This window comes from Winogradskyella sp. Asnod2-B02-A (assembly GCF_045063645.1).
Taxonomy (GTDB): Bacteria; Bacteroidota; Bacteroidia; order Flavobacteriales; family Flavobacteriaceae; genus Winogradskyella.
The window spans coordinates 1,741,411-1,753,496 of the sequence record NZ_JBEFOG010000027.1 but is presented as its reverse complement, the minus strand read 5'-3'; the positions used below and the strand labels follow the sequence as shown (position 1 = coordinate 1,753,496).

The following is a 12,086-nucleotide window of genomic DNA, read 5'->3' as shown; positions in this document are numbered from 1 at the left end:
TAATTTGGTTATTAGTTTCTAGTTCCAATTTGTATGGTAACTTTTTCCAGAATCATCATCAAGTCTTTGATAGGTATGCGCTCCAAAATAATCGCGTTGCGCTTGAATAATATTAGCAGACGTATATTTTGTTGTAATTCCGTTTAAAAATTGAATAGCTTCAGCCAGCGCTGGTGTTGTTACATCGTTAAGTATGCATTGCGACACTACCTTTTTTGCTGATGGCTTATATTTATTAACTGTATTTATTAATTCTGAATTGGTTAAAATGTTTGTTGTGTGTTTAAAAACAACCACCAAATCTTCCATTAATGTAGATCTAATAATACAGCCATTAGTCCAGATTCTAGCTATTTCACTTAAATTAAGATGCCACTCAAATTTATTTGAAGCTTCTGAAATTAATTTAAAACCTTGATAATGGTTTATAATTCTAGCAAACTGATAAGCTTCTAAAATATCATTCGTAGTCATGTTTAATTCAGAAGTATTTGAGTGCTCAAAATTCTTATTTAATTGTACTCGTTCTTCTTTGTAAAAAGAAATATATCTTGAAAACAAAGCTGATGCTATTAACGTGCTAGGCACTCCAAGTTCTGCGGAAGCAATGGTGGTCCAGTTTCCTGTTCCTTTATTTCCTGCTTTGTCTAATATTTTGTTAACTAACCAATCGTTGCCTTCTTTTTTTCTAAAAATAGTAGCTGTAATTTCTAACAAATAACTATTTGCTGTGTCTTTCCAACTTTCTAAAGTATTTGCAATATCATCTGGATTTTGACCTAAACCCTCCAAAATTGTAGATACTTCTGCTAATAATTGCATTTCTACATACTCTACACCATTGTGTACCATTTTAATAAATTGACCACTTCCTTCTGGTCCAACATACGTACAGCAAGGCAAACCATTTTTATCTTTAGCAGAAATAGTTTCTAAAAACCGAGCCACTTTTTCGTAAGCTTGTTTATCTCCACTTGGCATTATTGATGGCCCTTTTAATGCTCCTTCCTCACCTCCAGAAACACCTGTACCAATAAAATGAATGCCCTTTGTTTTTAAATAAGCGTTACGCTCTTTAGTTTTTTTATAGTTTGAATTTCCGCCATCAATTATGATATCATTTTCAGACAAATGAGGTAATAAATCTTCAATAACATAATCTATAGTTTTCCCTGCATTTACCATAAGCATAATACGCCTTGGTTGTTGTAATGAGTTTACAAAAGCTGCAATATCATCAAAAGCCTGAGCTTGAGATAATTCTGAATATTCTGCTTTAAAGTTTTTAGCAACATCTACCTCAACGCCATCAACATGCCTATTGAACATAGAAATTTTAAAACCATTATTGGCTAAATTTCTACATAGGCTTTTCCCCATTACTCCTAAACCAAATAATCCAAATTCTGAAGTATTCATTAATCCGTTTTTTATTGTTTTTATAATAATTTCTGGCGTAAAGGCAATATCAATTTTTAACGCATCTTTAGGTTCTTCTAACGTCTCAAATTGTGATATCAATAATTCGGAAGGCATAAAGTGACCTTCTCTACTGTTGAGTCTATCAAAAATCTGATTAAAAGATCCAGATAAATATACCCAATTAGTTTCTGCTTTAATATCAAAACTTAATATGTCTCTATATTTCTGCTTTAAAGCAGAACACACAATAACACAACTATTTTTAGCTAGCTGTTGTTTTGCTAAATCATTTAATGTTTCTAACCAACCTTGCCTAGCTTCATCATTTAAAGCTTGTCCGTTAGACATTTTTTGAATGTTACTTTCTGGATGAAAATCGTCTCCATCAAAAAAAGGAATATCTAATTCTTGAGCTAATAGTTTACCAATAGTGCTTTTACCACAACCAGAAACACCCATTATAAATATTACTTTTTTCAACGTCATTTTTTATTTATTAGGATCAGTAGATGCGCCAACAGTAGCCTCTTTAAACCAAACTTCTGCATAGCTTCCGTTTGCATATTGTTTTACGATATCACCGTCGTATGTTTTAGAGCCTGTTTTAATATTAGCTTGATTATAAGCTCCTTGCTTAAAGTAATTTATCTCACCTGCATAAGCAATTTCGCGTTCTACTCCTACTGTTCTCCTAGATGAATACACATCTATTATTTGTTGCGGAATAGCTTGTTTTGTGGCAAAATCTGACTTTAATAAGTTCTTAGTAAACTTTATAGTTTCATGACCTTCGCTTGTAAAGGTTAAATACATAATGCCTTTGTGTACGTTTACCTCGTAACTAAACTCTTCACCTAAAGCGATACCATCTTCTGGTTCTGCAGGACTAGTAGTGGCATTATCACCAACTACTGAAAAATCATATCCCCAAACTGCTGTAGAAAAATCCCATCTACCAGAATTATCTCCTTCAGTATTTATTTCGTAATTCCAAAACACAGAACCTTTTGTATGACCTGGAAATTTTTTATAGAAGATTTTTAGAGGCTCATTTTCATGACCTTCATCGCTATGAATTTGTCCAACAACAACAGAATATGAGGAAGATATATTTGCATCTCCTGTAGTTGAAACATGTTGTACTTTTAATGTACCTGTTAGTTTTCCTCCTGTTTCTGGAATCCAATGTTCTTTTTCACCAAGTTCAGTTCTAGTATTACTTGATGTTCTTGAAGTAACACCAGAGTTTGGTGTTTTATAAACTACCCAATCCGTTTTTCCATCGTTTTCAACGTAAAAGAAATCTTCTTTTTGAAAACCTACCAAGTCTTCAGACCTAGTGCCATCTCCTAAAAGAATTTTCCATTTGTCCATAAACGGAATCACATCACTTGGGTATTTTATTTGCGTTTCCGCTTCGTTTTTAACTGTTACTTCCGGATTTGTTTTGGTATTATCTTTACACCCAAAGATTAGCAAAAGGATGAAAATTGTAAATAGTGATTTTTTCATTTATTGATTAATTTATTGCGTTTGGATTAGTACATTAGTTTCATAACTAAATTTTCTTCCGTCTTAATTTGTCCTGAATTAACTATTGTATTTTCTGATTCTACATTATTTTTTGCACCCCAAAGAATAGATACAAATTGTACTGGATTATTTTTAAATGTGTTTTTACTAATGTTTACATTTACAATTCCATTATGATTTAATAGTCGTTTGTTCTGCTCTTTTGCTCCACAATTAGTAAATGTACTATTGGTTACTAAAAGATTTCCACCAATTGTAGACTCATCATAACCACCTCTGTAATAATCAATAACATTTTGTTTTACGTTAGTAAAGTTACAGTTGTTTATCGTTAAATATTCTGTGTTATAATCTCCTTTGTCATTTGTTTCTTCAGATAATTCTATACCATTTTCACAGTTTGCAATCGATGTGTTTTTAAAAGTAATCCGCTCTGAAAATGATTCTTTATACACTTTTAACACATAATTAAAATCACTGATTTCAGTATTAGAAACGGTTAAACCAAAATGATTCGCCATGTTTTCTTTTAAACTTGCAAAGGCATAATTTGAAGCATTTCCTTTTAAAATTATATTGTTAACTGTTAGCTTGCCTTTAGATTCTAATGAAAACAATGGTGTGTTTGGTTCACCAGAAAAAACAAGTTGTGCTTTTGCATTTCCTTCCGATTGAATAGTAACAGTTTTATTAATTACTAGAGATTTACTTAGATTATAAACACCTTCGGCTATAGCGATAATATCTCCATTTACAGCTTCGTTTATTTTAGTTTGTAAGTCTTCTGCTTTAGTTACCGCATGTGTTGTTGGTTCTTTAGCTTCCACTATGTTTGAATACCAAGATGTACCATATTTAGATTTATCCAAAATATTAGGGTTAGCAACATCTACTCCTACAACTGCACCAATACTTTTACTGTCTTTTCTAGAATTACCAAATAAATCTTTTTCGATGGTATTAAAATCGAATCCATTGTAAGCTTCAACATCATTAGGAATTCCTATTGGAATAAAAATGTTATCAGACACTTTTTTCAACTCTAATGATGCCGATATAATTCCGCCATCAAAGTCTTTAAAATTCATACCTTGATTATCTACGATATTGTTCTTAAAGGTTACACCATCTGCTTTATCATTTTCAACAACAATACTTTCTAAACCTTTTTTATTATAAATAACATTATTAGCAACCGTTGTTCTAATCGCTCTTGCAGAACGAATTTCGGATTTTGGTAGTACATCTGCTTGCGCAATGTTTGTACCTACACCAAATTGCCATGGCGAACTACAGTTTACGTATGTGTTATAAGCAACAACCACATCTGTGACTTGGTTGTAGCGATTTAATGGTGATTTTGGAATACCATTCATAACTGCTAATGGACTTCTAAAACTAGTTCCTATTAAATTGTAGAAATAGTTATTAGTAACCCAATGACCTGTATTAATAATTCTGATGCCACCAACATTTTTGTTAACACCATCACCAATAAAATAGTTACCATCTATGGTACAATAATTTCCGTGACGTGTTACTAAAGAGCCTTCACTCTTATAGAATACGTTGTTTCTAAATTCGTTAAAGTTTGTTTTACTCGAAATTACCTCAACTTCACCATTACATTCTTCAAATAAATTATTAGCTACAAAAGTATGACTTGGTGACATTGACGTGTAACTGTTTCCTAACTGAATAGTCTCTCCACTTGGTCCACCTTTTACAGGTCTTGGGCCAAAATGATTATTTACAATTTGGTGGTAATTATTAATACTTTCAATGCCTTCTATACTTACTCTTACTGTTGGACCTCTGTTTGTTTTACCTGCGATATAACAGTTGCTTAATTCATTATGTCTTCCCCAAAATTGAACCCATAAATCGCTATTGTCTCGTTTTGGTTTATTAAAATCTTCTATAACACTATTGGTTAACTTACAATAATATGCTATTTCGTCTAGTGTATCCTTATGGCTTATTTTAAAGTCTACAACTGCACTAGAAGGTGAAAATCCGTTTTTAAAATGTAAGCCATCAACCACTAAATATTCACCACCAAATTTCAAATAAGATTTGCCTTCAATAATAACTTTACCAGCAGTTTCAGCTTTTAAGGTAATGGGACTATCTTTTGTTCCTTTTCCTCTAAATTTAATTTCAACATCTTTATAAGTACCATTTTTAAGCACAATATCATCACCTGGTTGTGCGTTTTTAATGGCCTCATTTAAATCTTGTACATTAGAAATTAATGCACTGGATTCCGTTTTTGTTTTTGAATTCTCATTACAAGAAAAAAACATGACTAATAAACTGATAGCTAATAAACAATTTTTCATTTTAGTATTCTTTTATAATTTTAGTGGGTCACTTAGAGTTCGTAATAATTCACTTTAGCAAAAGCTTCATCTGCTACTGAGCCTAAATAGTTTCCACTTTAAAATAATTTTCATGAGGCCATTTATCTATACTAACATCTTGATAAACTAAAGACACATTATCATTAAATTGTAATTCTAATCTTAAATATGATGAAGTAATTCTGAATTGAAACGCGTCAAAACCAAAACAACCCATGTTAAGCTTAATTAAGAATAAAAAGATAGATTTCAATTTAATTACCTGCTTCATTATTAATTGGTTAACCAGATTGGTTAACCAAAAATAGCGTAATTTTTCAAATTACAAAAAGGAAATACGATAATTCTGCATACAATTGAGTTAATTATACAAACAAATATAATAAAGTAAGACTATAGTATTGTTAAAAACATTTTTTCTAGGTCAACACCATTTTAGTGTAGACAAAATGATGCTTATCATTTTAAATGGCTCTTTAAACTTCTACTTTTGAGTACACTAACAATTAAAAATGTCAGTTTTAACCTATATAAAATCTTCGTTAAAATCCTTTTTTATTGAAATTGGGGAACTTTCTTATTTTACTGCTCGATTTTTTAAAATAGCATTTAAGCCTCCGTATGAATTAAAAGAACTGATACGCCAATGCTACTACATGGGCAATAGATCACTTTTTTTAGTAGGAATCACAGGCTTTATTATTGGTTTGGTTTTAACCATACAAACAAGACCAACTCTATTAGAATTTGGTGCAGTAAGCTGGATGCCATCTATGGTAAGCATATCCATTGTGCGAGAAATTGGTCCAATTATTACAGCTTTAGTATGTGCTGGTAGAATTGGCTCTGGTATTGGTGCAGAGATAGGATCTATGCGTGTTACTGAACAAATTGATGCTATGGAAGTTTCTGGCACAAATCCCTTTAATTTTTTAGTGGTAACCCGTGTTTTAGCAGTAACCTTAATGCTTCCTTTGTTAGTTATAATTAGTGATGCTATTGCATTATTTGGGTCCTATTTAATTGAAAACAGTAAAGGAAATGTCTCTTTTACGCTTTATTTTAATCAAGTTTTTGATGCCTTAGAATTTGGGGATATTTTACCAGCAACTATTAAATCTGTCTTTTTTGGTTTAGCTATTGGATTAGTAGGTTGCTATAAAGGCTATTACTGTAAAAAAGGAACTGCAGGCGTAGGTAAAGCAGCCAACTCAGCGGTTGTTGTTTCATCTTTATTGTTATTTATAATAGATTTCATCGCCGTTTTTGTAACCGACATATTTTTTGAATTATGACAAGTAACAAGGACATTAACAAACAGAACGTTGTACTAGAAATCAAAGATCTTTATAAGAGCTTTGGAAATAACCATGTGCTCAACGGTTTTAACTTAAAACTCTATCAAGGTGAGAATTTAGTAATTATGGGTAAATCGGGTTCAGGAAAATCTGTAATGATTAAGTGCTTAGTTGGTCTTATGGAAGCAGATAGTGGTTCTATATCAGTAATGCAAAATGATATTACAAAACTAAACCAAACTGCATTAGATACGTTACGTGCTGATATTGGGTTTCTATTTCAAGGTAGCGCCTTGTACGATTCTATGACGGTAAGAGAAAATTTAGAATTTCCGCTTAGACGACATACCAAAAGATTTGACCATACCACTGACACAGAATCATTAGTTATTGAAGCTTTAGATAGTGTTGGCTTAAGAGACGCTATTGACTTAATGCCATCTGAATTGTCTGGCGGAATGAAAAAACGTATTGCTATTGCCAGAACATTGATCTTAAAACCAAAAATAATGCTCTATGACGAACCTACAAGCGGCTTAGACCCTATTACTGCGAAAGAAATTATTTTACTTATGCAAACCATTCAAAAAAAATACGGCACCTCTTCTCTTATCATTACTCATGATGTTGATTGTGCTCGTGTCATTTCTGATCGAATGGTATTGCTCATAGATGGTAAGGATTATGTGGTTGGTACATTTGCAGAACTATCCAAACAAAAAGATCCTAAAATAAAAGCTTTCTTTAAAAATAAAACAACATGAAACAAACAGATTCACAAAAGTTCAACCTAGGCCTCTTTATCATTATTGGCACTTTGCTTTTTATTGCTGCAGTTTACTTCATTGGCCAGCGCCAAGATATGTTCAAGAAAACGTTTACTGTAAGCGCTTTTTTTCAGAATGTGAATGGATTACAAAAAGGCAACAACGTTCGTTTTGCGGGTATTAATATTGGTACAGTAAAAGGTATTACAATGGTTAATGATTCTACCATTAAAATAGATATGAGCATTGATGAAAAAATAATTTCACATATTAAAAAAGATGCTATTGCAACCATAGGCTCTGACGGATTGGTAGGCAATATGATAGTTAATATTGTACCTGGTAAAGGCACTATGGAAGCTATTAGCAATGGTGATCATATTTCATCTTATAGTAAAATAGGGACTGATGATATTTTGAACACATTAAACACCAGTTCAGAAAATGCTGCAATTTTAACTACTGATCTTCTAAAAATAACCAAAAACATTACCAAGGGAAAAGGTACCATAGGCGTATTACTCAACGATACTATTATGGCAAAGGACTTAAAACTAACAATTACAAATCTTAAAAATGTAAGTTATGGCGCTTCAAATTCTGTTGGAGAAATTAATGAAATACTAAAAGAATTAAAGACCAACGATACGTCTGTTTTAGGCATGTTATTAAACGATACCATTTCTGGCAGTAAATTAAAAAACATCATTAGTCACCTTGAAACTTCGAGCACACAAATAGACAGCGTAGTTAGAAACATTAATACCATTGTAACTAATTTTGAAACTAGCGAAGGCACTTATAACTATATTGTTAAAGATACCTCGATGGTAAATAGTTTAAAATCTACCTTAGAACATATTAATGAAGGATCAGATAAATTCAACCAAAATATGGAAGCTTTAAAACATAATTTTCTAACTAGAGGCTATTTTAAAAAACTAGAACGACAAGAAAAAAAAGCAGCAGATAATACCAAAGAATAAAAAAAGTAGCTCTACAACTAATTTAACTTATTCCGTAAACTCGTTTTTACAAGAGTAAAATAGTACTTACGATAAGAATTAAAACAGCAATAATAAATTTTATTTGGATTTTCATAATAGCACGTTATTTGTACTATTAATTTACAATAATAAGATTTTACGTACAATGACGCACGTCAACACGCGACGTTATATTTTCTTCTTTAATAAGGTTGTGTTTAATCTTCTGTAGTATGATGCATTCTCATTCTACCTGTTATCTCATTTACATTAATTTGAAAAACAACAGGCATTTTATTCTTATCAATTTTACTTGAAAATTCGCTTAAATAATCTAATTTCCTATGCTCTTTGTTAATAATTAAATCTTTAACACCAAGTGAGAATTGATGTAATTTTGCTTTAGCAGCACTACCAGATAATTCTTGAAACGTTCCATGTGCTAATACCGATTTCCAATCGTTTATAGATTCTACATCAGAAACAATAAGTGACACATGATTATTTTTTCGCATCGCATTAATTTTATGACCTTCTGCAGAATAACCTATGATTACATTATTTGCAAAATCGAAGAAATATGTAATTGGCACCACAAAAGGCTTCTCTCTATAAATATATGATATATTACCAATATAATTTAACATAAGAAGTGCAATTGATTCCTTTTCATTTAATACTCTAAACATGGCGCTAATATTTTACGTTTGTACCAAGTTAGTCATCATTGATGAAAAAAATTATGATTTAAATCAGTTGACTATATTAAAAATTTCATAATATATTTTGAAGACCAAGCTATTAACGAAAATTTCATTTTAAATCATACTGCAATAATCTCAATGCATTTAAAACCACAACTATAGTTGATCCTTCATGAAAAGCAACTGCTAAACCAATATTAGTAAGTCCTAAAATAGTCACTGGTACTAACACAGCCACAACACCCAAACTGATAAAAATGTTCTGTTTTATAATCCTTTTAGATTGCCTACTCAGACCTATGAGGTATGGTAAATTTTCAATTTTATCAGACATTAATGCAACATCTGCAGTTTCTAATGCGACATCACTTCCTGCTGCTCCCATTGCAATACTTACTGTACTTAATGCCATTGCAGGTGCATCATTAACACCATCACCAACCATGGCTATTTTACCGTAACTATTAATTAATTTTTTAACTTCAGTGACTTTATCTTCTGGCAACAAATTTCCTTTAGCTTCTGTTAAACCAATTTGTTTGGCAATAGCATCTCCTACATTTTGATGATCGCCTGTAAGCATTACCATATGTTTTATACCAATATCCTTTAACTGATGTAAGGTTTTTGCCGCTGTCTCTCTTGGTAAATCCATAACACTGACTAAACCAATAATTTCATTTCTGTAAGCTACAATCATTACGGTTTGGCCAACATCTAGAAGACCTTTCATTTTATTAGTGATTGTTATATCTACCTTAATCCCTTTGTCTTCCATCAGTTTTACATTACCAATAAAAACAGCATCTCCATTGTATTGTGCTTGTATTCCTTTGCCTTGTATAGCATTTACATTGACTGCTTTATTTTGAGCTTCAACCTTATATTTTGCTTCAATGTCTTTGGCTATAGCTTTAGCTAATGGATGATTACTTAAACTTTCGACTTCTAATACTATCCTTATCAATTCTTTTTCATCGCAGTTATTGATTGGGATTACATTAGTCAGTTTAGGTTTACCTTCTGTTAATGTCCCTGTTTTATCAAAAGCCATAGTGGTTATTTCGCCTAAGTCTTCTAAAGCTTTTCCGCCTTTTATAAGTACGCCTTTTTGTGCAGCTCTTGCAATACCACTTAACACTGCACTTGGTGTAGAAATAGCCAAAGCACATGGACTTGCAGCAACCAAAACGGTTATGGCTCTATAAAGGCTATTATTAAAACTTTCATCAATTACCAAATAAGCGAAGCATAATAAAAAAACAACTATGATGACTATTGGCACATACCATTTTTCGAACTTTTTAGTTAAACGTTGTGTTGGGGATTTTTGAGTTTCTACTTCACTCACCATTTTTATCAAACGAGATACTGAAGAATCTTTACTCAGTTTTAATACTAAAACTTCAAGATTACTATCACCATTAATTGTCCCAGTAAATACGATATGTTTTTTATCAATTTGTGTAAACTCAGGTAAATTAATAGTGCTTGTAATAAAGGTTTTATCTACAGGTATACTTTCTCCTGTTATTGGTGCTTGGTTAATACTGCTGCTACCACTAATTATTGCACCATCTGCAGCAATTTTTGTATTTGGTTTTACAACAATAACATCTCCTATTTTTAATTCATCTATAGCTATTTCTTTTAATTTACCTTCTTTTTTAACTAAAGCAGTTTTGGGCGATAAATCATTTAGAGCTTCAATCGATTTTTTGGCTTTATTCATAGCGAAATGCTCTAATGCATGCCCTAAACTAAATAGAAAAAGCAATAATGAGCCTTCTGCCCAACTACCAATATATGCAGCACCTACAGCCGCAGCAATCATTAAAAAATCGATATCAAAACCACCTTTAACAATTTTCTTAGAAGCTTCGATAGTAATAAAATAACCACCAAAAAAATAAGACACACAATAACCTATTAACGAAACCCAATTGGGCAATGGACTCAATTTTTCGATTAAAAAAGTAGCGACGAGAAAAACACCACAAAGTATTGCAAAATAGAGTTCTGTTTTATTTCCAAAAATACCTTTGTGTTCATGAATATCTACTTTTTCCATTATTTCACTTTCTAAATCTTGTTCTTATTATCTACGTTAACATTTAAATCCGGAATTTTAATAAGTTCTACGGTAGCAGATGCTAAAATTATTTTACCATTCGTGTTTTCAATTTCTACTCTTATTTTATCATTTAAAAGATGCTTTATATAGCGTCGCTTTTTAAAATCGACTATATATCTAAGATTAAACTGAATCCAATTATCTGTAAGTGAAATGGCTAAAGTTGGGTCTATTTCTGCATCTTCAATATAATACTTGTTAACTACCTTTTCCCAGTCGTGTTTTGAATTAGCAGTATATTCTGAAAGCGTTTCTGAAGCTATTTTTATAATAATTGATTTGGCTAAATCGATATCAGACCCATACCGAATTGGTAAATTAAACTCGTCCCAGATAAAAGGAAAATCTTGTGAGTAATTATAAATAGGCCCTTTAAAAACAAACGCATTACTCAGCTTAACAATTCTACCTGTATAATTATCGCTACTTACCCATTCTCCTATTTCCATCATGGTTGTATAAATACTATCAACATCTATAACATCACCTTTAATTCCGTTAATTTCAATACGATCACCAGGCTGATAAACTTTCACTAAAAATATATAAATTGAACCTGCAATACTTAAAATTAGTTCTTGTAGCGTAAAAGCCATTCCGGCAGTAAAGAGCCCTATAATAATGGTGAAATCTTTTATTGAGCCAGAAAAATAAATGATTGCCAAAATCACTAACAAAGTGTAACCTAGAATCTCTATTCCTTTTTGAGCTTTATACCGAATTACAGTGTTAGCTATCTTCTTTTTTAAATAACGTCTTATTAATTGAATTGCAAATAAAACAACCAACAGCACTATTACAAACTTAATAACACTCATTGCTAAAGGATTAGCACTAACCCATTCCTTTAATAGCTCTATTTCTGTCATTTTAATGGCT

At 31.5% G+C, this 12,086-nt stretch carries 10 protein-coding genes; 3 read left to right on the top strand and 7 right to left on the bottom strand.

The features are described 5' to 3' along the window. Positions 1–18 precede the first annotated feature (18 nt). From gndA to ACJJVO_RS15525, 4 genes are all read right to left on the bottom strand, one after another. Positions 19–1,902, bottom strand: coding sequence for an NADP-dependent phosphogluconate dehydrogenase (gndA, locus tag ACJJVO_RS15540; RefSeq protein WP_405575764.1), 1,884 nt, complete (start codon positions 1,900–1,902; stop codon positions 19–21). Positions 1,903–1,911: 9 nt separating this feature from the next. Beyond that, on the bottom strand, positions 1,912–2,934 hold the full coding sequence (locus ACJJVO_RS15535) for a polysaccharide lyase family 7 protein (RefSeq protein ID WP_405575762.1): 1,023 nt from the start codon (positions 2,932–2,934) through the stop codon (positions 1,912–1,914). Positions 2,935–2,960: 26 nt separating this feature from the next. Continuing rightward, a complete protein-coding gene (locus ACJJVO_RS15530; RefSeq protein ID WP_405575760.1) occupies positions 2,961–5,297 on the bottom strand; it encodes a chondroitinase-B domain-containing protein in 2,337 nt (778 codons plus the stop codon). An 82-nt stretch (positions 5,298–5,379) separates the two neighbouring features. After that, positions 5,380–5,589 carry a hypothetical protein gene (locus ACJJVO_RS15525; RefSeq protein WP_405575758.1) on the bottom strand — a complete coding sequence of 70 codons (210 nt, stop codon included), beginning with the start codon at positions 5,587–5,589 and terminating at the stop codon, positions 5,380–5,382. Positions 5,590–5,830: 241 nt separating this feature from the next. Between ACJJVO_RS15525 and ACJJVO_RS15520 the strand changes: the two genes are divergently transcribed. The 3 genes from ACJJVO_RS15520 to ACJJVO_RS15510 are packed head-to-tail and all read left to right on the top strand — an operon-like array spanning position 5,831 to position 8,369. Beyond that, positions 5,831–6,613 carry an MlaE family ABC transporter permease gene (locus ACJJVO_RS15520; protein ID WP_405575757.1) on the top strand — a complete coding sequence of 261 codons (783 nt, stop codon included), beginning with the start codon at positions 5,831–5,833 and terminating at the stop codon, positions 6,611–6,613. Next, a complete protein-coding gene (locus ACJJVO_RS15515) occupies positions 6,610–7,380 on the top strand; it encodes an ABC transporter ATP-binding protein (RefSeq protein WP_405575755.1) in 771 nt (256 codons plus the stop codon). The genes ACJJVO_RS15520 and ACJJVO_RS15515 overlap by 4 nt, the downstream gene beginning before the upstream one ends. After that, positions 7,377–8,369: an MlaD family protein gene (locus ACJJVO_RS15510; RefSeq protein WP_405575753.1), complete on the top strand. Its 993-nt coding sequence runs from the start codon at positions 7,377–7,379 to the stop codon at positions 8,367–8,369. The genes ACJJVO_RS15515 and ACJJVO_RS15510 overlap by 4 nt, the downstream gene beginning before the upstream one ends. A 218-nt stretch (positions 8,370–8,587) precedes the next feature. Here the strand turns inward: ACJJVO_RS15510 and ACJJVO_RS15505 are convergent, their stop codons facing one another. The 3 genes from ACJJVO_RS15505 to ACJJVO_RS15495 form a co-directional block, all read right to left on the bottom strand. Beyond that, positions 8,588–9,058: a pyridoxamine 5'-phosphate oxidase family protein gene (locus tag ACJJVO_RS15505; RefSeq protein WP_405575751.1), complete on the bottom strand. Its 471-nt coding sequence runs from the start codon at positions 9,056–9,058 to the stop codon at positions 8,588–8,590. 124 nt (positions 9,059–9,182) lie between these two features. Further along, positions 9,183–11,144, bottom strand: a complete 1,962-nt coding sequence (locus ACJJVO_RS15500; RefSeq protein ID WP_405575749.1) for a heavy metal translocating P-type ATPase — start codon at positions 11,142–11,144, stop codon at positions 9,183–9,185. Positions 11,145–11,155: 11 nt separating this feature from the next. Next, on the bottom strand, positions 11,156–12,076 hold the full coding sequence (locus ACJJVO_RS15495; RefSeq protein WP_405575748.1) for a mechanosensitive ion channel family protein: 921 nt from the start codon (positions 12,074–12,076) through the stop codon (positions 11,156–11,158). Positions 12,077–12,086: the final 10 nt, after the last annotated feature.

Excerpts from the sequence above, each read along its gene's own strand:
- ACJJVO_RS15535 (WP_405575762.1), bottom strand. The coding sequence starts at position 2,934 with ATGAAAAAATCACTATTTACAATTTTCATCCTTTTGCTAATCTTTGGG.
- ACJJVO_RS15530 (WP_405575760.1), bottom strand. The coding sequence starts at position 5,297 with ATGAAAAATTGTTTATTAGCTATCAGTTTATTAGTCATGTTTTTTTCT.
- ACJJVO_RS15525 (WP_405575758.1), bottom strand. The coding sequence starts at position 5,589 with ATGAAGCAGGTAATTAAATTGAAATCTATCTTTTTATTCTTAATTAAG.
- ACJJVO_RS15520 (WP_405575757.1), top strand. The coding sequence starts at position 5,831 with ATGTCAGTTTTAACCTATATAAAATCTTCGTTAAAATCCTTTTTTATT.
- ACJJVO_RS15515 (WP_405575755.1), top strand. The coding sequence starts at position 6,610 with ATGACAAGTAACAAGGACATTAACAAACAGAACGTTGTACTAGAAATC.
- ACJJVO_RS15510 (WP_405575753.1), top strand. The coding sequence starts at position 7,377 with ATGAAACAAACAGATTCACAAAAGTTCAACCTAGGCCTCTTTATCATT.
- ACJJVO_RS15505 (WP_405575751.1), bottom strand. The coding sequence starts at position 9,058 with ATGTTTAGAGTATTAAATGAAAAGGAATCAATTGCACTTCTTATGTTA.
- ACJJVO_RS15500 (WP_405575749.1), bottom strand. The coding sequence starts at position 11,144 with ATGGAAAAAGTAGATATTCATGAACACAAAGGTATTTTTGGAAATAAA.
- ACJJVO_RS15495 (WP_405575748.1), bottom strand. The coding sequence starts at position 12,076 with ATGACAGAAATAGAGCTATTAAAGGAATGGGTTAGTGCTAATCCTTTA.